General features: G+C 73.4%; 18 protein-coding genes. 13 read left to right on the forward strand and 5 right to left on the reverse strand.

All coding sequences use genetic code 11. The annotated features are described in order from the left end of the window. The first annotated feature begins 73 nt into the window (after positions 1-73). The 4 genes from D3218_RS03840 (at position 74) to D3218_RS03855 (ending at position 4,708) form a co-directional block, all read left to right on the forward strand. Positions 74-820 (forward strand): 16S rRNA (uracil(1498)-N(3))-methyltransferase, encoded by a 747-nt coding sequence (locus tag D3218_RS03840; protein ID WP_119538591.1) that lies wholly within the window; start codon positions 74-76, stop codon positions 818-820. Between the two features lie 119 nt (positions 821-939). Next, on the forward strand, positions 940-2,313 hold the full coding sequence (locus D3218_RS03845) for a glutamate--cysteine ligase (protein ID WP_119538592.1): 1,374 nt from the start codon (positions 940-942) through the stop codon (positions 2,311-2,313). A 110-nt stretch (positions 2,314-2,423) separates the two neighbouring features. Further along, entirely contained in the window at positions 2,424-3,257 is an 834-nt protein-coding gene (locus D3218_RS03850; protein WP_119538593.1) for a hypothetical protein, read from the forward strand. Positions 3,258-3,394: 137 nt separating this feature from the next. Continuing rightward, a complete protein-coding gene (locus tag D3218_RS03855; protein ID WP_119538594.1) occupies positions 3,395-4,708 on the forward strand; it encodes a hemolysin family protein in 1,314 nt (437 codons plus the stop codon). A 100-nt stretch (positions 4,709-4,808) separates the two neighbouring features. On the opposite strand, the gene D3218_RS03860 is transcribed toward D3218_RS03855, so the two are convergent. Further along, the gene (locus D3218_RS03860) at positions 4,809-5,084 is read right to left on the reverse strand and encodes a DUF1127 domain-containing protein (RefSeq protein ID WP_119538595.1); all 276 of its coding nucleotides are present in this window, start codon (positions 5,082-5,084) and stop codon (positions 4,809-4,811) included. A gap of 187 nt (positions 5,085-5,271) precedes the next feature. Here D3218_RS03860 and D3218_RS03865 point away from each other — a divergent pair, with 187 nt between their 5' ends. The 5 genes from D3218_RS03865 to D3218_RS03885 all read left to right on the forward strand — a co-directional run bounded on the left by D3218_RS03865 (position 5,272) and on the right by D3218_RS03885 (position 11,560). Next, on the forward strand, positions 5,272-6,225 hold the full coding sequence (locus D3218_RS03865) for a LysR substrate-binding domain-containing protein (protein WP_119538596.1): 954 nt from the start codon (positions 5,272-5,274) through the stop codon (positions 6,223-6,225). After that, entirely contained in the window at positions 6,219-7,838 is a 1,620-nt protein-coding gene (gene xseA, locus D3218_RS03870) for an exodeoxyribonuclease VII large subunit (protein ID WP_119538597.1), read from the forward strand. The genes D3218_RS03865 and xseA overlap by 7 nt, the downstream gene beginning before the upstream one ends. A 148-nt stretch (positions 7,839-7,986) precedes the next feature. After that, positions 7,987-8,454: a hypothetical protein gene (locus tag D3218_RS03875; protein WP_136625054.1), complete on the forward strand. Its 468-nt coding sequence runs from the start codon at positions 7,987-7,989 to the stop codon at positions 8,452-8,454. Positions 8,455-8,639: 185 nt separating this feature from the next. Further along, positions 8,640-10,016, forward strand: coding sequence for an alpha/beta hydrolase (locus D3218_RS03880; protein WP_119538599.1), 1,377 nt, complete (start codon positions 8,640-8,642; stop codon positions 10,014-10,016). Further along, positions 10,013-11,560 carry a GMC family oxidoreductase gene (locus tag D3218_RS03885; protein ID WP_119538600.1) on the forward strand — a complete coding sequence of 516 codons (1,548 nt, stop codon included), beginning with the start codon at positions 10,013-10,015 and terminating at the stop codon, positions 11,558-11,560. Before D3218_RS03880 ends, D3218_RS03885 begins: the two co-directional genes overlap by 4 nt. Before the next feature lie 5 nt (positions 11,561-11,565). Here D3218_RS03885 and aptA read toward each other — a convergent pair whose 3' ends face one another. Both aptA and D3218_RS03895 read right to left on the reverse strand, forming a co-directional pair. Then, on the reverse strand, positions 11,566-12,906 hold the full coding sequence (gene aptA, locus D3218_RS03890) for an omega-aminotransferase AptA (protein ID WP_119538601.1): 1,341 nt from the start codon (positions 12,904-12,906) through the stop codon (positions 11,566-11,568). An 85-nt stretch (positions 12,907-12,991) separates the two neighbouring features. Next, positions 12,992-14,446, reverse strand: a complete 1,455-nt coding sequence (locus tag D3218_RS03895; RefSeq protein WP_119538602.1) for an NAD-dependent succinate-semialdehyde dehydrogenase — start codon at positions 14,444-14,446, stop codon at positions 12,992-12,994. Positions 14,447-14,695: 249 nt separating this feature from the next. On the opposite strand from D3218_RS03895, the gene D3218_RS03900 reads away from it, so the two are divergent. The 4 genes from D3218_RS03900 to D3218_RS03915 all read left to right on the forward strand — a co-directional run bounded on the left by D3218_RS03900 (position 14,696) and on the right by D3218_RS03915 (position 18,623). Then, positions 14,696-16,066 (forward strand): MFS transporter, encoded by a 1,371-nt coding sequence (locus D3218_RS03900; RefSeq protein WP_119538603.1) that lies wholly within the window; start codon positions 14,696-14,698, stop codon positions 16,064-16,066. Between the two features lie 76 nt (positions 16,067-16,142). Next, complete coding sequence (locus D3218_RS03905; RefSeq protein WP_119538604.1) at positions 16,143-17,408, forward strand: SLC13 family permease; 1,266 nt, start codon at positions 16,143-16,145, stop codon at positions 17,406-17,408. A 66-nt stretch (positions 17,409-17,474) separates the two neighbouring features. After that, positions 17,475-17,654, forward strand: a complete 180-nt coding sequence (locus tag D3218_RS03910) for a hypothetical protein (protein WP_119538605.1) — start codon at positions 17,475-17,477, stop codon at positions 17,652-17,654. Between the two features lie 123 nt (positions 17,655-17,777). Further along, positions 17,778-18,623 carry a type 1 glutamine amidotransferase gene (locus D3218_RS03915; RefSeq protein WP_119538606.1) on the forward strand — a complete coding sequence of 282 codons (846 nt, stop codon included), beginning with the start codon at positions 17,778-17,780 and terminating at the stop codon, positions 18,621-18,623. 9 nt (positions 18,624-18,632) lie between these two features. Here D3218_RS03915 and D3218_RS03920 read toward each other — a convergent pair whose 3' ends face one another. Both D3218_RS03920 and D3218_RS03925 read right to left on the reverse strand, forming a co-directional pair. Continuing rightward, positions 18,633-19,886: a glycerate kinase type-2 family protein gene (locus D3218_RS03920; protein WP_119538607.1), complete on the reverse strand. Its 1,254-nt coding sequence runs from the start codon at positions 19,884-19,886 to the stop codon at positions 18,633-18,635. Further along, positions 19,879-20,490: a TetR/AcrR family transcriptional regulator gene (locus D3218_RS03925; protein WP_119538608.1), complete on the reverse strand. Its 612-nt coding sequence runs from the start codon at positions 20,488-20,490 to the stop codon at positions 19,879-19,881. Before D3218_RS03925 ends, D3218_RS03920 begins: the two co-directional genes overlap by 8 nt. Positions 20,491-20,553: the final 63 nt, after the last annotated feature.

Below are 20,553 nucleotides of genomic sequence, written 5' to 3' on the forward strand. Positions count from 1 at the left end.
AAATCGCGGGGCGGCTCGCTACAACGGGGTGACGAGCCGGCCCGTTCGGCCCGCCGCCCGCCCGAGGACCCGGATGCCCGACCACGACTTCTCCGGCCCGCGCCTGTTCCTGGATGCGCCGCTGCGGCCGGACGAGGTGGTGGAGGCGGATGCGCCGCAGACGAACTACCTTCTCAACGTCTTGCGCCTCGACGAGGGCGCGACGGTTCTCGTGTTCAACGGGCGGGACGGCGAATGGGCGGCGCGCCTGCGCCGCCAGGGCAAGAAGCGCCTCGCGCTGGTGCCGGAAGCGCGCCGGCGCGAGCAGGACGCGCCGGGCGACCTCCACTACTGCTTCGCGCCGCTCAAGAGCGCGCGGCTCGACTACATGGTGCAGAAGGCGGTGGAGATGGGCGCGGGCGTGCTCCAGCCGGTGCTGACGCAGCATGTCCAGGCGCCGCGCGTCAATCTCGAGCGCATGCGCGCCAACGCGGTGGAGGCGGCCGAGCAGTGCGGCATCCTGTCCGTGGCCGAATGCCGCGAGGCGCTGCGCTTCGACCGGTTCCTGGCGACCCGCGATCCGGCGCGCGTCCTGATCTTCTGCGACGAGCGGGCGGAGGCGGCGAGCCCGCTGGCGGCGCTCGCTTCCCTGGCGGGCCGGCCGCTGAGCCTTCTGATCGGCCCGGAAGGCGGCTTCTCGGCGGGCGAGCGCGAGAGCCTCGCGGCCGCCCCTAACGTCGTGCGGATTTCGCTCGGCCCCCGCATCCTGCGGGCCGACACGGCCGCCGTCGCCGCGCTCGCCGCCATCCAGGCCAGCGCCGGCGACTGGGCGGCCAGCTAGGGCGGCCGCACCGTTCACCCGAAAGCCCTTGCCTGGCGCCGCGAAAGCGGACAGACACCCTGGCACCCTGACGGTCCGATGGTCCGGCAGGCGATCCCGACGACTGGCCGGAGCCCCCGATGGCGCGCGACACGACCGACCTGACCCCGATCCGCTCGACCGACGAACTGGTCGCCCATATCCGGGAAGGCGAGAAGCCGGCCGACGCGTTCCGGATCGGCACCGAGCACGAGAAGTTCGGCTTCAACGCCGCGGACCTGTCGCCCGTGCCCTACGAGGGCGAGCGCGGCATCCGCCGCGTTCTGGAGGAGATGGGCGCCCTGTCCGGCTGGGAGCCGATCCTGGACGAGGGGCGCATCATCGGCCTGGCGGGCGCCGGCGGCCAGGGCGCCATCTCGCTGGAGCCGGGCGGCCAGTTCGAGCTGTCGGGCGCGCCGCTCGAGACGCTGCACCAGACCTGCCGCGAGACCGGGCGCCACCTCGCCGACCTGCGCCAGGTGGCCGACCCGCTCGGGCTGCGCTTCCTCGGCATCGGGGCGAGCCCGCTCTGGTCGCTGGCCGAGACGCCGGTGATGCCGAAGTCGCGCTACGCCATCATGGCGCGCTACATGCCCAAGGTCGGCACGCGCGGCCTCGACATGATGTTCCGCACCGCCACCATCCAGGTGAACCTCGACTTCGCCTCCGAGGCGGACATGCGGCGCAAGATGCAGGTCGGCATGCGCCTCCAGGCGGTCGCCTCGGCCCTGTTCGCCAACTCGCCCTTCACGGAAGGCGGCCCCAACGGCCTCCTGTCCTGGCGATCCGACGTGTGGTCCGACGTCGACAACCGGCGCTCGGGGCTGCTGCCCTTCGTGTTCGAGGAGGATTTCGGCTATCGCGACTACGTGGAGTGGGCGCTGGACGTGCCGATGTACTTCGCGATGCGCGAGGGGCACTACCACGACGCCACCGACGTGACCTTCCGCCAGTTCCTGGACGGCGCGCTGCGCGGCCGCATCGAATCGCCCGAACCCAACATGGGCGACTGGGCCAACCACCTGTCGACCCTGTTTCCCGACGTGCGGCTCAAGCGGTTCATCGAGATGCGCGGCGCCGACGGCGGCCCCTGGCGCGGCATCTGCGCCCTGCCGGCCTTCTGGACCGGGCTGCTCTACGACGCGGACGCGCTGGACGAGGTGGAGGCGCTGGTCCGCGACATCGACTTCGCCGAGGCCTCGCGCCTGCGCGCGACGGTGCCCGAGCGTGGCCTCGCCACGCCGTTCCGGGACGGCACCGTGATGGACCTGGCGCGTCCCGCCCTCGCGATCGCCCGCCGCGGCCTGCGGGCGCGGGCGCGCCTCAACGAGGAGGGTCACGACGAGACCGTGTTCCTGGCACCGCTGGACGACATCCTGGCGCGCGGCGAAACGGCGGCCGAGGAGCTCCTGCGCCTCTACCGGGGCGCCTGGGGCGAGCGGATGGAGCCGCTGTTCCGGCATCTCGCCTACTGAGACGGACGCGGCACGGCGCGGATTTGCGCCCGGCGGCTTGGCAGCGCCGCGCGCTCGCGTCATTCTGACGGTCGCGCCGTGCGGGTGCCGCACGGAACAGGGGGGCCGGAATGACCGATTTCTTCGACTGGCTCACCGCGACCGACGCGGGCGTCTTGGCGGACCGCCTGGCGAACCAGTTCCGGCTCAGCCACGAGGAGATGCGCCGCACCACGGACGCGCTGGTGCCGGCCTTCATGCTGGGGTTCCAGCGCTCCATGCTGGACCCCGACACCTGGGGGCGCCTGCTGCGCGGATTCGCGCCGGCCCTGCCGGCGGGCGGCGCCACCGCGCTTCCCCCCCGCGAGGCGGGCGAGGCCTTCGTGCGCACCCTGTTCGGCCCGGAGCTGGCGGGCGCCGTGGCGCGCCAGGCCTCGCTCCTCAGCGGGCAGGCGCCGGACGTGATCGAGAAGATGATGCCCGCCCTCGGGCTCCTGTCGTTCCAGTCCATGCTGCAGACCATGGCCGCCTTTTCCGGCCAGGCGCCGGGCGCCTATCCGACCGATCCGGCCGGCCAGGCCATGGCCGAGGCGATGCGTCGCTCGGCCAACGCGCTGGAGGCCTTCAGCCGGCCGGCCGACGCGCCGCGCGTCTCCGGCCAGGCGATGACCGACCTGTTCGCCGGGGCGCTGCGCGGCTGGCCCTGGATGGCCGGCCCGGCGGCGGCCGCCATGGACCCGATGGCGCTGATGACCGCCTGGACCACGGGATGGATGCGCCCGCCGCCGGCGCCCGCGCCGCCCCCGGCACCCGCGCCGACGCCGCGGGAGGCCCCGGCGGCTGCCAATCCCTTCGCCTTCGCCGGCATGCTGGCCAGCGCCCAGTCGCTCCAGGCGGACTACATGCGCGAGATGCTGGCCGTGTTCGAGCGGCACGGGGCCGGCCCGCGCCCGCCCGCAGGCTGACGCCGGGGCCGCCCTGCGGCCGGCCGCAAAGCCATCGGCCAAGTTTGCACGTGATCGCTATTGGAAGAGCGGGCGCTTGCCACTTATAATCGCGCGTATCGTCAACAGAGGGACATGGGTTCCCTCACGGATACCGGATGCTAGTCGCTAACCTTCTGATCGTCGTCTTCCTGATATTTCTCAACGGCTTTTTTGCGATGTCGGAACTGGCGGTGGTCTCTTCCCGCCGCGCCCGTCTCCAGCAGATGGCACAGAACGGGAAGAGAGGGGCGGAAGGAGCGATCAAGCTGATCGACGATCCGACGAGCTTCCTGTCCACCGTGCAGATCGGCATCACGCTCGTCGGCATCTTCGCCGGCGCCTACGGCGGCTCGGCCTTCGCCGGCCCGCTGGCCGAGTTCCTGGCCCCGCTGCCGGTGATCGGCGCCTATGCCGAGGGCGCCGCCTTCGGCCTCGTGGTCGTGCTCATCACCTACTTCTCGCTGATCCTCGGCGAACTCGTGCCCAAGCGGTTCGCGCTCGCCAACCCGGAGGCGATCGCCTGCTTCGTCTCGGCGCCCATGCGCGGGCTGGCCAAGGTCGGCGCGCCCATCGTGTGGTTCCTGCGCGTCTCCACCGAGACGGTCGGCAAGCTGGTCGGCGCCAACGAGAAGAACGAGAACGCGGTGACCGAGGAGGAGGTCAAGGCGATGATCGCCGAGGGCACCGAGTCGGGCGTGTTCGAGGAGAAGGAGCGCGAGATGATCGAGGGGGTGCTGCGCATCGCCGATCGCAACGTGCGCTCCATCATGGTGCCCCGTCCCGACGTCGCCTGGATCTCGCTGGCCGACACGCCCGACACGATCCTGGACGAGATCCATTCCAGCGGCCACTCGCGCTTCCCCGTGGCCTCCGAGGACGTCGACGACCTGGTGGGCGTGGTCCAGGCCAAGGAGCTCCTGGAACAGTACCGCAAGACCGGCTCGATCGACGTGCGCAGCGCCGTACGCGAGCCGCTCTACGTCAACGAGACGATGCCGGTGCTCAAGCTCCTCGACCGGTTCCGCGCGGTCAACATCCACATGGCGATCGTGCTCGACGAATACGGCTCCTTCGAGGGCGTGGTGACGCCCACCGACATCCTCGCCGCCATCGCCGGCTCGCTGCCGGAGGGCGCGGACGAGGATTACGCGGCCGTGCGCCGCGAGGACGGCTCGTTCCTGATCGACGCCGGCATGCCGATCGACGACGTGGAGCGCACGCTCGGCTCCGCCCAGCTTCCGCGCGAGCGCGACTACGAGACGCTGGCCGGCTTCATCCTGGACCAGTTCGGCCACATCCCGGAGGTCGGCGAATCGATCCAGTACGGCGGCTGGCGTTTCGAGGTCGTGGACCTCGATGGACGGCGCGTCGACAAGATCCTCGCCGTGCAGACGGGCGAGCTCGTGGGCGCCGTGCGCGAGGACGCCTGACCGCCGGCGCCCCGAGCGCCGACGCCAGGAAGAAGACCGACGGAAAAAAGGCCGCCGCGATCGTTCGCGGCGGCCTTCTCGTTCTCGGCGGCGATGCGCCTCAGTCGAGGTTCGCGCGGCCGCGGCGCCGCGCCGCGCTCACGGCCAGCTTGAAGGTCGGATCCTCGCGCCAGTCGGCATGCAGCGCCTCGTGCACGTCGTCCCGCTTCAGGCCGATGTCCTTGAGCAGGTGGTCCGGCAGCTCGGACACGCGATAGGCGGCGCGGCGGTTCTGGAGCGTGCGGACGATCGCGCGAAGGGCGGGGAAGGCCAGTCCGGTGGACGGGGCCAGGATTTCCGCGAGGCGGAAGCGGGGCGTCTTCGTGGCGAGCGTCATGGCGAGGTCTCCTTTCGAGGGCCATACGGTGCGTCTGGGCAAGGCGGGGCCGGTCCGGCGGACGGGGTGTCCGGCGGTTCGTGGCGGTCGTCGCGGTGCTGACGATGTGGGAGATAGTCCCGCTTGACGGATCAGGCCAACGAATGTTCCTTATGGGCGTCATCATCAATCGTGATGGATCGCCGCCATGGCTTCCCCCCTCGATCTCGACCAACTCCGCACCTTCGTCGCCATCGTCGACACGGGGAGCTTCACCCGCGCGGCGGAGGAGGTCTTCAAGACGCAGTCGGCCGTGTCCATGCAGGTTCGCCGGCTGGAGGAGCGGCTGGGCGCCGACCTGTTCGAGCGCAACGGGCGCGCGGTGAAGCTGACCGACGACGGGGCGCGCCTGCTCACCTTCGCCCGGCGCATGCTCTCGCTCAGCCAGGAGACGCTGCTCGCCTTCGACGAGGAGACCATCGAGGGCCACGTGCGCATCGGCCTGCCGGACGACTACGCCGAGCGGTTCCTGCCCGAGATCATGGCCCGCTTCGTGCGCTCCAACCCGAAGGTCGAGCTGCAGATCGCCTGCGAGACGACCTCGAGCCTGATCGAGCACATCGAGAAGAACCACCTCGACCTCGCGCTGGTCTGCCCGACCAAGACCAGCGCTTGGTCGGAGATCGTGCGCACCGAACCGCTCCATTTCGTCACCTCGGCGGCCCATTCCGTGCACGAGCAGCCCGTGCTGCCGCTGGCGATCGGGCGGCAGGACTGCGCCTGGCGCCAGCAGGGGATCGAGGCGCTGCGTCGCGTGGGGCGCGAGCACCGCATCCTGTTCACCTCCTGGTCGGCGCAGATCGTCACCTCGGCGGTGCTGGCCGGGCTGGCCGTCAGCGTGCTGCCCGAATGCGCCCTGCGCCCCGGCATGCGCGTCCTGGCCGAGCACGAGGGCTTCCCGCGCCTGCCGGACGCCCAGATCGCGCTCATGCGCGGGCGCAACGCACAGTCCTCCGCGGTCACGGCCCTGGTGCAGCACATCCGCGAAAGCCTGCGCAACCTGCCCGTCGCCCCGGCCGAGACGATCGCGGCGCGCATTCCCGAAACGCGCATGATCCGCTCGCAGCGCCTTCGGCCGGGCGTCGGGGTCGCCGGATGGTGAAGCGCGCCCGCGCCGCCGCCGCGCCCGTGGAGACCCTGGAGGCGGGCGAGGCCGCCTCCAACGTCGCCGAATACTCGGTGTCGGAGATTTCCGGCGCCCTGAAGCGGACCGTGGAGGATCGGTTCGGCCACGTGCGGGTGCGCGGCGAGGTGTCGGGCTATCGCGGCCCGCATTCCTCCGGCCACGCCTATTTCGCGCTCAAGGACGAGCGCGCCCGCCTCGAGGCCGTGGTCTGGCGCACCACCTTCGCCAAGCTCGCCTTCAAGCCCGAGGAAGGGCTGGAGGTGGTCGCTACCGGCCGGCTGACGACCTTTCCCGGCTCCTCGAAGTACCAGATCGTGGTGGAGGACATGCAGCCGGCGGGCGCCGGCGCGCTGATGGCGCTCCTGAACGAGCGGCGGCTGAAGCTGGAGGCGGAGGGGCTCTTCGCCCCCGATCGCAAGCGCCCGCTGCCCTTCATGCCGCGCGTCGTGGGCGTCGTCACCTCGCCCACCGGCGCCGTGATCCGCGACATCCGCCACCGCATCGCCGACCGCTTCCCCTTGCACGTTCTGGTGTGGCCGGTGCGGGTGCAGGGCGAAACCTGCGGCGAGGAGGTCGCGGCGGCCATCGACGGGTTCAACGCGATCGAGCCGGGCGGCCCCCTGCCACGGCCCGACGTCCTGATCGTGGCGCGCGGCGGCGGCAGCCTCGAGGATCTCTGGGGCTTCAACGACGAGGCCGTGGTGCGCGCGGCGGCGCGATCGGCGATCCCGCTGATCTCGGCCGTCGGCCACGAGACCGACTGGACGCTGATCGACCACGCCGCGGACCGGAGGGCGCCGACGCCCACCGGCGCGGCGGAGATGGCCGTGCCGGTGCGGGCCGACCTCGTGGCCGCGCTCGCGGCGCTGGACGCGCGCTCGGCCGCCGCCGTCTCGCGCACGCTGCAGGCCGAGCGCCGCGCGGTGGCCAACCTCGCGCGCGCCCTGCCCTCGCCCGGCCTCCTCCTTTCGCTGCCGCGCCGCCGCCTGGACGAGGCCGAGACCGCGCTGGGGCGGGCCCTGCGCTTCTACGCGGGCGAGCGCCGGCGCATGCTCGGCGAGGCCGGCGCGCTCCTGTCGCCCGCCCGCCTCGAATCGGCGATCCGCGACCGGCGCGCCGACCTGCGGCACGCCGAAGGCGGGATGGCCCATGCGCTGGGCGCCGCGCTCGCCCGCCAACGGCACCGGCTCGAGCGCCTCGACGCCGCGTTGCGCCCGCACGTGGTCTCGGCCCGCTCCGACCGGGCGCGCCTCCGCCTCGCCCAGGCGGGCGAGCGGATGGACCGCGCCTTCCGCGACCTCGCCGAACGCCGCAAGGTGGCGCTGGCCGGCGCCTGGCGCGTGGCCGCCAGCCTCGATCCGCGCCAGGTTCTGGAGCGCGGCTACGCCATCGTCCGCGGTGCCGACAACACGCCCATCACACGGGCCGACGACCTGCCGCCCGGCACCGCCTTCGAGCTGGAATTCGCGCGGGGCCACCGCCGCGCGGCGGTCGCGCTGGGCACCGAGGGCGAGGCGCCTCGACCGGCGAAGGCGCCGCGGCGCCGGGGCGCGACGGCGCCCGCCGGGGACCAGGGCGACCTGTTCTGAACCGGCCCGCCGCGCCCCCGGCACCCCGGCCGGACGGGTCGTCCCGACCCGCGCGTTTTATGGTCGCGCGACCGGAACCCGTGCGGAAACGCTGGCATCGGGCACAGGCCGTCTCATATGACGATTTTGTGGCCGAAACGGGGGACGAATGTTGGCAGGAACCTTGGTCTGGGAGTTTGGCCAGAACACTCTGTCGCTGACGCCGGACCTTGCCGCCCGCCTTGGCCTCTCCTCGTCCGACCCGCGCCGCATCGACATCACCACCTATCGCGACCGGATCGCGCCGAGCGACCTGCAGGTGGTCTACGAGCGCCTGGCGCGAAGCTTCCTGCGCTCCGAGCCGATGGTCAACGTCTACGGCCTTCGTCTGGGCGACGGCAGCGTGGTGCGCGTGCGCAGCGTCAGCCGGTGGGAGATGAACCGCGCCGGCGAGCCGACGCTGTTCGTGGCCGTGATCAAGGAGATCGAGAGCCAGGTCCATTCCATGGTCGAGGACGAGTTCATCGAGCGGATCATCGAGCTTCGATTCCTGGCCGAGCGGCTGGACGACAAGCGTTTCCGCCAGATCGTGGACACCATGCTGCAGGAGGTCTGGCAGCTCCGCCGTCCAGCCTGAGGCGCACGGGGCGACAGTTTGCAGCAGGGGGCGGGGGAACCGCCCGCCCGCCCAGACCTTAGACGGGTTCAAAGGTTCCGGCACGGGACGGGCGGGTAGCGATCGCCCCGGTCCGCGCCGGCCTGCCGTCTCTGACGCATCCCCCGGCCGGCCGCGCCGGTGGGTGCCCTAGCCTCGCGGAGCCCATGTCCCCTGCCCCTTGCGCGCCCGAACGTCCGGCGCTCGTGTTTCTTCATGCCCTCGGCTCCAGCCGCCGCGCCTTCGACGACGTCGCCGGACGGCTCGCGGATCGTTTCGAGGTGATCGGCGTCGACCTGCCGGGCTTCGGCGACGCCTCGCCCGCCGCCGGAACCGGCGTCGAGCGGATGGTCGAGCACGTCGTCCGGGACATCCGGGACCGCCTGCCGTCACGCTGGCTGCTGGCCGGACACTCCATGGGCGGCAAGGTCGCCTCCGTGCTGGCCGCCCGCGTGCTCTCCGGCCACGAGCCGCTGTTCGGCCTCGCCGGCATCGTCCTTCTGGCCGCGTCGCCGCCGGGCCCCGAGCCGATGGACGAGGCGCGCCGCGAGGACATGCTGTCCTGGGTGCGCGACGGCCGGCCGCTCGGCCCCGATACCGCGCGCCGCTTCATCGACGCCAACGTGGGCGCGCCCCTGCACGAGGCGGCGGACGCGCGCATGCGCGAGGACCTCTCGCGCACGGCGCCCGAAGCCTGGGCCGCCTGGCTGGAACGCGGCAGCCGCGAGGACTGGTCGGGGACGGTCGGCGCCTCCCCCCTGCCCGCGCTGGTGCTGGCGGGCGGCGCCGACGGCGACCTCGGGCCGGACGGCCAGCGCCGCACCAATATGCCGGCCTATCCGCGGGGCACGCTGGAGGTGCTCGAAGGAGCCGGCCACCTGCTTCCGCTGGAGCGCGCCGAGGCCGTCGCCGAGGCCATCGAGCGATTCTGGGACGAGCGCGCCGGCCAGGGCCCCGCCGTGCCGCCGGACTACGTGCGCCTGATCGCCTCGCCGCGCGTCAGCGCCCGCACCCGCGCGATCTTCGCCGCCCGGATCCTGGCGAGCGACCCCGTCCCGCCGGGGGGGTTCCTGGGCGATGCGCAGCGCGCCACCCTTCGCGCGCTGGCCGAGCGTGTGGTGCCGCAGGACGGGCCGCCGATCGATCTCGCCGCGCGGGTCGAGGAAGAGGTCGCCCGCGGGCGCGGCGACGGCTGGCGCCCCGCCGTGCTGCCGCCCGACCGCGAGGCCTATGCGCGCGCCCTCGACGCGATCGACGGGCTCGCCGCGCTCGCGCCCGCCGAACGGGACGCGCGCATCGCCGCCGTGGCGGAGGGCCGCTTTCGCGAAGGCGACGGGGCCCTCACGGCCGAGCAGATGGCCGCCTGGTTCGAGGACGCTCGCACCGACCTGGTGCGCCAGTGGCTGGCGCACCCGGCCACCATGGCGCGGATCGGCTTCGACGGGTTCGCCAACGGCGGCGACGGGGAGCGCAAGGAGGGCTACGACCGCCTTGGGGCGGACGAGCGGGAAGCGTGGGAACCGGTGACGGAGACGGTGCGATGAGGCTCGACGCGATGCGCCGCTTCGGCGCGAACGAGACGGTGGACGTCGTGGTGGTGGGCACGGGCGCCGGCGGCGCCCCGCTCCTGGCCATGCTGGCCGCCAAGGGCCTCAGCGTGGTGGCGCTGGAGGCCGGGCGCAACTTCGAGCCGGGCGAGCACACGCCCGACGAGATGGAAGGGTCGGACATCAACTGGATGGAGGAGCGCCTGTCGGGCGGGCCGACGCCCACCGCGTTCGGGACCAACAATTCGGGCATGGGCGTCGGCGGCTCGACGCTGCACTGGGGCGCCTTCACGCCGCGCCCGAGCGAGGCCGACCTGACCCTGCGCTCGGGGACCGGCGAGGGCCGTGACTGGCCGATCCGGCATCGCGAGCTGATCGGCTACATCGAACGCGTCGAACGGTTCATCGGCGTGTCGGGCCCGGCCGACTACCCTTGGGATCCCGGCCGGCGCTATCCGCTGCCGCCGGCCCGCCGCAACGCCTCGGCCGACATGATGATGCGCGGCTGCGAGGCGCTCGGGATCCGCGCCACCGACGCGCCCGCCGCCCTGGTCTCGCGCGACCGGACGCAGGAGGCGGCGCCGCTCCGGCAGGCCTGCGTCAACTGCGGCTCCTGCCACCAGGGCTGCCGCAACGGGTCCAAGACCAGCATGGACACGACCTATCTGCCGCTGGCGGTCGCCCTGGGCGCGGAGATCCGGCCCGAGGCGCGCGCCCACACCGTGGAACGGGACGCGGCGGGCCGCGTCACCGCGGTGGTGTATCGCCAGGGCGGCGAGGACCTGCGGCTTCGCTGCCGTCACCTCGTGCTGGCGGCCGGCGGCGTCGAGACCCCGCGCCTCCTGCTCCACTGCGGTCTGGCCAACGGCAACGGCCAGGTCGGGCGCAACTTCATGGCGCACGGCGCGACGCAGGTCTGGGGCCGCTTCGACGGGGAGATGCGCGGCTGGCGGGGCTATCCGTCCTCGCTCCTGACCGAGGACATGGTGCGTCCCGCGGACGCCGACTTCGCGGGCGGGTACCTGATCCAGAGCCTCGGCGTCATGCCGCTCACCCTCGCCACCACCCTGGCGCGCGGCGCAGGCCTCTGGGGCGCCGCGTTGGTGGAGGCGATGGACGGCTACCGCTTCATGGCGGGCGTCGGCATCAACACCGACTGCCTTCCCCAGGACGCGAACCGGCTGGAGCTGTCGGACGAAGCGGACGCGTTCGGCGTGCCCAAGGCCGTGGTGCGCTTCGGCCTCGGCGAGAACGAGCAGGCGATCGACCGCCACGCGGTGCGCACCATGCGCGCCATCGTGGAGGCGGCGGGCGGCCGGGACATCCGCGTCCTGCCGCGCACCGCGCACACGATCGGCACCTGCCGGATGGGCGCCGACCCGGCCGATTCGGTGGTGGATCCGGACGGCCGGAGCCACGAGGTCGAGAACCTGTGGATCTGCGACAACTCGGTGTTCCCGAGCGCGCTGATCGCCAATCCGGCGCTCACCATCATGGCCCTGTCGCTGCGAACGGCCGAGCGCTTCCTGGCCCGCGCCTGAGCGGGTCAGGGTGTCGCGCGGATCACCTCGCCGAGCGTCGCCGCCATCTCGTCGATCTGTCCCGCCTCCACGACGAGGGGCGGCGACAGGGCGACGATGTCGCCGGTGACGCGAATCAGGAGCCCGCGCGCCAGGCATTCCACGAAGACCTCGTAGGCGCGCGCCCCCGGTGCGCCCTCGCGCGGGGCGAGCTCGACGCCGGCCACTAGGCCGATCGTGCGGATGTCCACGACGTTCGGCGCCGCGCGTAAGTCGTGCATCGCGCCCGCCCAGTGGCCCGCGAGCGCGGCGGCGCGCGTCAGAAGGCCCTCGCGCTCGTAGATGTCGAGCGTCGCGAGCCCCGCCGCGCAGGCGGCTGGGTGGCCCGAATAGGTGTAGCCGTGGAAGAGCTCGATCGCGCCCTCCGGCCCCTGCATCAGCGCATCGTGGACGTGGCGCCCGGCGAACACCGCGCCCATCGGGATCACGCCGTTGGTCAGGCCCTTGGCCGTCGTCACGAGGTCCGGCACCACGCCGAAATGGTCGGCCGCGAAGGGCGAGCCGAGGCGGCCGAAGCCGGTGATGACCTCGTCGAAGATCAGGAGGATGCCGTGGCGCGTGGCCGCCTCGCGCAGGCGCTGGAGGTAGCCTTCCGGCGGCAGGAGCACGCCGGTGGAGCCCGCGACGGGCTCCACGATTACGGCGGCGATCGTATCGGCGCCGTGGAGGGCGACGAGGCGTTCGAGGTCGTCGGCCAGTTCCGCCCCGTGCGCGGGCAGCCCCTCGCGCGTGAAGGCGTTGCGCGCGATGTCGTGCGTATGGCGCAGGTGGTCGGTGCCCGGCAGGGTCGGAAAGGCGCGGCGGTTGTTGACGAGGCCGCCCACCGAGATGCCGCCGAAGCCGACGCCGTGGTAGCCGCGCTCGCGCCCGATCAGGCGCGTCCTCGTGCCCTGCCCGATCGCGCGCTGGTAGGCGAGCGCGATCTTGAGCGCGGTGTCGACCGATTCGGAGCCCGAGCCGGTGAAGAAGATGCGGTCGAGCCTCTGTCCCTCCGGCCCCGGCGCGATCGCGGCGAGGCGCTCGGCGAACTCGAAGGCGATCGGGTGGCCCATCTGGAAGGAGGGCGCGTAGTCGAGCTGGAGGAGCTGGCGCTCCACCGCGCTCGCGATCTCGCGCCGCCCGTGGCCGGCGTTGACGCACCAGAGGCCCGCCGTGCCGTCCAGCACGGGGCGCCCGTCCATGTCGGTGTAGTGCATGCCCGAGGCGCCCGCCAGAAGCCGCGGCGCGCGTTTGAACTGCCGGTTGGCCGTGAACGGCATCCAGTAGCTGTCGAGGGCGGGACGGTTGGGGCGGGCGTGCTGGTTCATCGGAGCGGTTCCTTGCCGAACGCGCCGAGGGAAGCCCGGATCGCGGGCCCCCACAACCCCTTTCTTCTCGGGCCGCGCCCCGGCGTCAGAGGCCGCCCATGTGGAGCGCCTTGATCTCCAGGTACTCGTCGATGCCGTAGGCCGAGCCCTCGCGGCCGAGGCCCGACTGCTTCACGCCGCCGAAGGGCGCCGATTCCATCGACACCGAGCCCGTGTTGAGGCCCACCATGCCGAACTCCAGCGCCTCGCCGACGCGCCAGGCGCGGCCGATGTCGCGGGTGTAGAAATAGGAGGCGAGGCCGAAGGGCGTGTCGTTGGCGATCGCGATCGCCTCCTCCTCCGCGCCGAACCGGATCAGCGGGGCGAGCGGGCCGAAGGTCTCCTCGTTGGCGAGCAGCATCGAAGTGTCGGCGCCGGTCAGCACCGTGGGCGCGACGAGGCGGCCCCGCCCCGCCTCGGCGCCGCCCTGCACCAGCTTGGCACCCTTGGCCAGCGCGTCCTCCATGTGGCGCACCACCTTCTCGGCGGCCGCATCGTTGATCAGCGGGCCGACCGTCACGCCCTCGTCGAAGCCGTTGCCGAGCTTCAGCCGGGCGGCTTCGGCCGCCAGCCGCTCGGCGAAGCGCTCGTAGATGCCGTCCTGCACCAGGATGCGGTTGGCGCACACGCAGGTCTGGCCCGCGTTGCGGAACTTCGACGCCATGGCGCCCGCCACCGCCTGGTCGAGATCGGCGTCGTCGAAGACGATGAAGGGCGCGTTGCCGCCGAGTTCGAGCGACAGGCGCTTCAGCGTCCTGGCCGACTGCTCCATCAGGAGCCGGCCGACCGGCGTCGAGCCGGTGAAGGAGAGCTTGCGCACCGTCTCGTTGCCGGTCATCTCGCCACCGATCGGGGCGGCCTTGCCGGTGACCACGCTGAACACGCCCTTGGGGATGCCCGCGCGCTCGGCCAGCGCGGCCAGGGCCAGGGCGCAGAACGGCGTCAGGTCGGCCGGCTTGAGCACGATCGGGCAGCCGGCGGCGAAGGCCGGGGCCGCCTTGCGGGTGATCATCGCGATCGGGAAGTTCCAGGGCGTGATGGCGACGCACACGCCCACCGGCTCGCGCAGGACCAGGATGCGCCGGTCGCCGGTCGGCCCGGTGAAGGCGTCGCCGTAGATCCGCCGCGCCTCTTCCGCGAACCACTTGGCGAAGCTCGCGCCGTAGGCCACCTCGCCGCGCGCCTCGGCCAGCGGCTTGCCCTGCTCGGCCGTCATGATGGCGGCGAGGTCGTCGGCGTTCTCCAGGATCAGGTCGTTCCAGCGCTCCAGGATCGCCGCGCGCTCGGCGGGCGCCGTGCGCCGCCATGCGGGAAACGCCTTGTCCGCGGCCTCGATCGCGGCGCGCGTCTCGGCCGCGCCGCAGTCGGGCACGGTGGCGATCACCGCGCCGGTGGCCGGGTCGACGACCTCGATCGTGCCCCCGGCGTCCACCCATTCGCCGCCCACGAAGGCCTGCGTGCGCAGGAGGGATGGGTCTTTCAGGCGGGTCTGGAGCTGCATGTCGGCATTCCTTCGGCTTGGCTTCGACAGGCGCGCGAGGCGTCGCCCCGATGTCGCCCGTTCGCGCCCGCACCGCAAGCCCGGAACGCGACGGGCCCGGGCGGCAGGACTACATTCGGCCGCGCCGGCCGGCGCTGGCGCGAGAAATCGCACGCCCCGCGCGCAACCATTTCCAATCACGCGGACTTGATAGCCGGCTGAACGCCCGGCGACCCGCCGCCGCGAGCCGCGTCACCGGGATCGTCACGCATGAGCACCACCGCCGCCCCGCCGATCGCGCACGGGACACAGCCACGCTCGCGCTCGGTGCGCGCGCTCGGCGCCGTCAACTTCTTCCTGGCCGACGTGCGCGACGGGCTCGGACCGTTCCTCGGCATCTTCCTGGTCGGCCAGGGCTGGAGCGCGGCGACGATCGGCCTGGTGATGACGATCGGCGGCATCGCGGGCATGCTGGCGACGACGCCGCTGGGCGCCCTGGCCGACGCCTCACGCGCCAAACGCTTCATGGTGGGCTTCTGCGCCGCGCTCGTGATCGTCGCCTCCCTGGCGATCCTGTTCGTTCCGAGCTTCGCCTTCGTCACCGCCTCGCAGATCGCCACCGGCGTCGCCGGCGCGGCGATCGGTCCGGCGCTGGCCGGCCTGACGCTCGGCATCGTCGGCCAGAAGGGGCTGGCGCACCAGCTCGGCCGCAACGAGGCCTGGAACCACGGCGGCAACGTCGCCGCGGCGGCGGGCGCCGGCTTCTTCGGCTACGAGTTCGGCATCGCGGCCGTGTTCGTGCTGATGACCCTGATGGCGGTGGGCTCGATCGTCGCCGTCCTGTCGATCCGCCCCGGCGACATCGACCACGACGTGGCGCGGGGCCTCGACCGCGAGGACGGGGCCGAGCGCGAGCCGCCGTCCGGCTTCGGCGTCCTGTGGCGCTCGCGCCCGCTGCTGATCCTCGCCGCGACGCTGATGCTGTTCCACTTCGGCAACGGCGCCATGCTGCCGCTGCTCGGCCAGCAGGTCGCCGCCCAGGCCGAGACCGCCGAGAGCGGCGCGTCGTCGGCCGCGGGCGACGTCACCTCGATCCCGCCCGGCCAGGCGACCGCCGGGCGGCCCGCCGCCGAGCCGGTGCGCCAGCACTCCACGATCCAGACGCTGCTGTCGGACCCCGTGTCCTACACCGCCGCCACCGTGATCATCGCCCAGCTCACCATGATCCCGATCGCGCTTCTGGCGGCGGGCTTCGCCGGGCGGCGCGGCTATTTCCTGCTGCTGGTGGCCGCCCTGGTCGCATTGCCCCTGCGCGGCCTGATCGCCGGCCTCTGGCCGAGCCCCTACGCCCTGGTTCCGGTGCAGATGCTGGACGGGGTGGGCGCCGGCCTCCTCGGCGTCGCGGTGCCCGGTCTCGTGGCGCGGATGCTGCGCGGCACCGGCCATATCAACGCCGGCCTCGGCGCGGTGATGACGGTGCAGGGCGTCGGCGCCAGCCTGAGCCCGGCGATCGCCGGCGCGATCGTCACGCGCTTCGGCTATTCCACCGCCTATCTGGCGCTCGCCGCCTTCGCGCTATGCGGACTCGTGCTATGGCTCGTGTCCTCGCCCAAGGTCGCGGCCGCCTGCTCGGGCGACTGACGGCGGGCGCCGCCCGCATCCCTCCCGACCAACCGCGCCGGGGCGCCCCGCCCCTTTCGCCCCTGGGCCCGATCGCATGTCCGCCAGCCTGCAACTCGCCACCTGGGTCCTCAGCGCCCTGACGGTGTTCGGCGTCATCTTCCGGCCGGGCCGTTGGCCGGAATGGGTGTTCGCGCTTGGCGGCGCGGCGCTCCTGGTGCTGTTCGGCCTCCTGCCCTGGCGCGAGGCGCTCGGGGGCATCGCGATGGGGACCGACGTCTACCTGTTCCTGGCCGGCATGATGCTCCTGGCCGGCACCGCCCGGCGCGAGGGCCTGTTCGACTATCTGGCCGCCCTGGCCGCCCGCTCGGCGCGGGGCTCGCCGCGCCGGCTGTTCGCCCTCGTCTACGCGATCGGAACGCTGGTCACCGTGTTCCTGTCCAACGACGCGACCGCCGTGGTGCTGACGCCGGCGGTGATCGCGGTGGCGCGCGCGGCCGGGGTCGCCTCGCCGCTTCCCTATCTCCTGGTCTGCGCCTTCGTCGCCAACGCCGCCTCCTTCGTGCTGCCGATCTCCAATCCGGCCAATCTCGTGGTGTTCGGCGCCGACATGCCGCCCCTCAGCGCCTGGCTCGCCCGCTTCGGGCTTCCCTCGGCGCTGGCGGTCCTGGCGACGTTCTGGCTCCTGCGCTGGACGCAGCGCGCCCATCTCGTGGGCACCACGGACACGGCGGTGGCGGTTCCCCGCCTGTCGCTGGGCGGCCGCATCGCCGCGGTCGGCCTCGTCGCGGCGGCGGGCGTGCTCCTCGCCTCCTCGGCGCTGGGCCTGGAACTCGGTCCGCCGACGCTGGCCGCCGGCCTCGCGACGGCCCTCGCGGTGGCGGTGGGCGAGCGCGCGAGCCCGCTGCCGCTCGTGCGCGACGTGTCCTGGGACACCTTGGCCATGGTCGCCGGGCTCTTCGTGGTGGTGCGCGCGCTGGAGACGAGCGGCCTCCAGTCGAGCCTCGTCTCGGCGCTCCAGGCGCCGCTGAACGCGGCGCCCGAGGTCGGCGCCTTCGCCGCCGGCACCGCGCTCGCCTTCGGCACCAACCTCACGAACAACCTGCCGCTCGGGCTCCTGGCCGGGGCCTTCACCACGGCCGCCGACCTGCCGCAGAAGGTGGTGGACGCGATCCTGGTCGGCATCGACATCGGCCCCAACCTCTCGGTGACCGGGTCGCTGGCGACCCTCCTGTGGCTGGCCGCGCTGCGGCGCGAGGGTCTGGACTTCGGCGCGCTGGCGTTCCTGCGCCTCGGCTTCGTGGTGATGCCACCGGCCCTCGTCGCGGCGCTTCTCGCCGTCCTGTTCCAGCCCTGGGGCTGAGCACGGCCGGCTTGCGAACGGCTCGGCCGGGGCGCAGTCTCGGCGGCGCAACCGGAAACGCCCGCGATGTTCCTGGAATACCGAGACTGGCGACCGCCCGAGCCGAGGCGCCCCGCGCCGCGCATGTCGCCGCGCGGCGAGCGCGTGCTCCTGTGGATCCTGGCGCTCAACCTCGCCCTGCTGCTGGTCGCGCCGCTCGCCGGAACCAGCGTGGTCGAGGGTCTCTGGGCGCTGGTCGCCCGCTGAGGCGCGGATGCCGCATGCCGGGGGCGGCCTCACGCGCGGCTCGCCCATGCGTGACAACGCACCCCATGGCGCCCGTCGCCATCGAGCCTATCTCGGTGCCTCCCCTTCCTGAAGAGATGCGCCGTGTCCCTCCGCTTCCTGATCGTCGCCAGCGAAACCCCGGACCAGCGCGACGCGCGGCGCCGCGAGGTCGGCGCGGCCTCCGACGAGACCTATGCCGAGACGCTGCGGGCGATCGAGTCCGGCCTCGCGTGCGACACGGTGTCCTGCGTCGACGGCACGCCGCCGCCCTCGCTGGAGGCGTTGCGCGCCTACGGCGGGGTCGTCCTGTCCGGCTCGCCCATCCAGATGCATGCCGACGGACCGGAGACGCGCTCGGCGGCGGCCTTCATGGCGCGGGTCTTCGAGGCCGGGACGCCGTCGTTCGGCTCGTGCGCGGGCCTCCAGATCGCGACCGTGGCGGCGGGCGGGCGCTGCAAGCCGCGCTCCCCGCGCATGGAAGCGGCCTTCGTGCGCGGCATCGTGGCCACCGAGGCCGGACGCGACCACCCGCTCCTGGCCGGCCGGCCGCTCGCATGGGACGCGCCCGCCATGCATTCCGACGAGGTGGCCACCTTGCCCGACGGCGCCACGATCCTGGCGGGCACGCGCACCACGCCCGTCCAGGCCGTGGAGATCGCGCGCGGGCCGGGCACGTTCTGGGGCGTCCAGTACCATCCCGAACTGTCGCTCGCCGAGATCGCGGCCGCGCTGCGCCGGCAGGCCGACGACCTTCTGGAGCAGCGGCTCGTGGCCGACCGGGCGGCGCTGGACGCCCACGCGGCCCGGATCGACGCGCTGGACCGCGAGCCGGAGCGGCGCGACCTCGCCTGGCAGCTCGGCCTCGACCGCGAGATCACGGAGCCCGCGCGCCGCATGCGCGAGGTGCGCAACTTCATCGCCCGCGCGGCGGCCCGAAAGGCGTCGTGAGCGACGGGTTCACCACCCGCCGCGCACCAGGATGGCGCGGAAGTCGTTGACGTTGGTGAAGGTCGGCCCGGTCACCACCAGCCGGTCCAGCCGCTCGAACGGGGTGAAGGCGTCGTGGGCGTCGAGATGCGCGGCGAGGTCGATGCCCGCCGCCCGCGCCCGCGCCGTCAGCGACGGGTCGAACCAGGCGCCGGCATTGCTTTCCGACCCGTCGATCCCGTCCGTGTCGCAGGCGATGGCCGAGACGCCGGGACGCCCGTCCAGCGCCACGGCCAGCGACAGGAGGTATTCGCTGTTGCGCCCGCCGCGCCCGCCCCGCGCCTCGGGCCCGACCGTCACGGTGGTCTCGCCGCCCGAGATGAAGAGCGTCGGCCGCCCGGGCGGTGCGGCGAGAGCCCTGCGGGCATGCTCGGCACCCACCGCGCGCGCCTCGCCCTCGATCGCGTCGCCCCAGATCACCGGCTCGAGCCCGAGCGCCCGCGCGGCCTCGGCCCCCGCCTCGAGCGCCATCATCGGCGTCGCCAGCATGTGGAAGACGCCGGCGTCGTCTTGCGGCGCGCTCGCGGCGTTGGCCTCCACCGCGCGGCGCAGCGGCGCGTCCACCCCGATCCCCCGGCGTGCCAGGATCGCCAGCGCCTCCGGCGCCCCGCGCGCGTCCCGGACGGTGGGGCCCGAGCCGATCGTGCCCGGATCGTCGCCCGGCACGTCCGAGATCGCGTAGGTCACGAGCCGCGCCGGCGCGGCCGCCGCCGCCAGCCGGCCGCCCTTGATCGCCGAGAGCGCCTTGCGCACCGTGTTCATCTCGCCGATCGGCGCGCCGCTGAGGAGCAGCGCGCGGTTCACCGCCTGCTTGTCGGCCAGGGTGACGCCGGGCGCCGGCAAGGCCAGAAGCGACGACGCGCCGCCCGAGATCAGCACCACGACGAGGTCGTCCGCGCCCGCGCCCCGGGCGAGATCGAGGATGCGGCGTGCGGCCGCCTCGCCCGCCGCGTCCGGCACGGGGTGGGACGCCTCCACCACCTCGATCCGCCGCGTCGGCACGCCGTGCCCGTAGCGCGTCACCACGAGCCCCTCGCAGGGGCCGTCCCATTCCGCCTCGAAGGCGGCCGCCATGGAGGCCGCGGCCTTGCCGGCGCCGAGCACCAGCGTGCGCCCGCGCGGGCGCTCCGGGAGCCGGCCGGCGAAGCGCCCCGCCGGCATCGCCTGCCCCAGCGCCGCGCCGAACACCCGTTGCAGGATCCGCCCGTCCTCGGTCTCACCCATGCGTCCCTCCCGCGGGCGGGGCTCCCGCCCCCACGCGCATTCCATCCACGAACACGTCCATCAGCCGGACCACGTTGCTCTCCCAGTCCGGCTCCCGCGCCATGAGGCACAGCCCCACCAGCGTCTGGAGCAGGTCCTCCGGCCCGACGTCGCCGCGCACGTCGCCCGCCGCCACGCAGCGGTCGAGAAGCGTGCCCACGGCGTGGGACAGGTTCCGGAAGGAAAAGGCGTAGAGCTCCGATCCGCTGTCCACCGCCAGCGCCAGCGCGGCGAGCATGCCGCGCTTGGTGGCCACCAGCCGAACCTCCTCGCGCAACCACAGGCGCAGCGCGGGGAGCGGCGGCTCGGACACCGCCAGCGTCTCGGCGAGGCGGACGAGCTGCTCCACCTCGCGGCGGTACACCGCCTCGAACAGCGCCTCGCGCGTCGGGAAGTGGCGATACAGCGTGCCGATGCCGACACCGGCCCGCCGCGCCACCGCCTCGAGGCTGGCCCGGCCGTCTCCTGCGCGGAACACCTCCGCCGCCGCCACGAGCAGCCGCTCGCGGTTGCGGGCCGAATCGGCTCGCGGCCTGCGCGTTGCCTTGGGGGGATCGGGCTCCATCTCCTGAATTGGAATCGCTCCAGTCTTGAAAACGGAGGTACCCTCCGTATAATTGGGGCGCGG

It is taken from the genome of Aureimonas flava, assembly GCF_003583935.1.
Classification (GTDB): Bacteria; Pseudomonadota; Alphaproteobacteria; order Rhizobiales; family Rhizobiaceae; genus Aureimonas; species Aureimonas flava.

Excerpts from the sequence above, each read along its gene's own strand:
- D3218_RS03840 (WP_119538591.1), top strand. The coding sequence starts at position 74 with ATGCCCGACCACGACTTCTCCGGCCCGCGCCTGTTCCTGGATGCGCCG.
- D3218_RS03845 (WP_119538592.1), top strand. The coding sequence starts at position 940 with ATGGCGCGCGACACGACCGACCTGACCCCGATCCGCTCGACCGACGAA.
- D3218_RS03850 (WP_119538593.1), top strand. The coding sequence starts at position 2,424 with ATGACCGATTTCTTCGACTGGCTCACCGCGACCGACGCGGGCGTCTTG.
- D3218_RS03855 (WP_119538594.1), top strand. The coding sequence starts at position 3,395 with ATGCTAGTCGCTAACCTTCTGATCGTCGTCTTCCTGATATTTCTCAAC.
- D3218_RS03860 (WP_119538595.1), bottom strand. The coding sequence starts at position 5,084 with ATGACGCTCGCCACGAAGACGCCCCGCTTCCGCCTCGCGGAAATCCTG.
- D3218_RS03865 (WP_119538596.1), top strand. The coding sequence starts at position 5,272 with ATGGCTTCCCCCCTCGATCTCGACCAACTCCGCACCTTCGTCGCCATC.
- xseA (WP_119538597.1), top strand. The coding sequence starts at position 6,219 with ATGGTGAAGCGCGCCCGCGCCGCCGCCGCGCCCGTGGAGACCCTGGAG.
- D3218_RS03875 (WP_136625054.1), top strand. The coding sequence starts at position 7,987 with ATGTTGGCAGGAACCTTGGTCTGGGAGTTTGGCCAGAACACTCTGTCG.
- D3218_RS03880 (WP_119538599.1), top strand. The coding sequence starts at position 8,640 with ATGTCCCCTGCCCCTTGCGCGCCCGAACGTCCGGCGCTCGTGTTTCTT.
- D3218_RS03885 (WP_119538600.1), top strand. The coding sequence starts at position 10,013 with ATGAGGCTCGACGCGATGCGCCGCTTCGGCGCGAACGAGACGGTGGAC.
- aptA (WP_119538601.1), bottom strand. The coding sequence starts at position 12,906 with ATGAACCAGCACGCCCGCCCCAACCGTCCCGCCCTCGACAGCTACTGG.
- D3218_RS03895 (WP_119538602.1), bottom strand. The coding sequence starts at position 14,446 with ATGCAGCTCCAGACCCGCCTGAAAGACCCATCCCTCCTGCGCACGCAG.
- D3218_RS03900 (WP_119538603.1), top strand. The coding sequence starts at position 14,696 with ATGAGCACCACCGCCGCCCCGCCGATCGCGCACGGGACACAGCCACGC.
- D3218_RS03905 (WP_119538604.1), top strand. The coding sequence starts at position 16,143 with ATGTCCGCCAGCCTGCAACTCGCCACCTGGGTCCTCAGCGCCCTGACG.
- D3218_RS03910 (WP_119538605.1), top strand. The coding sequence starts at position 17,475 with ATGTTCCTGGAATACCGAGACTGGCGACCGCCCGAGCCGAGGCGCCCC.
- D3218_RS03920 (WP_119538607.1), bottom strand. The coding sequence starts at position 19,886 with ATGGGTGAGACCGAGGACGGGCGGATCCTGCAACGGGTGTTCGGCGCG.
- D3218_RS03925 (WP_119538608.1), bottom strand. The coding sequence starts at position 20,490 with ATGGAGCCCGATCCCCCCAAGGCAACGCGCAGGCCGCGAGCCGATTCG.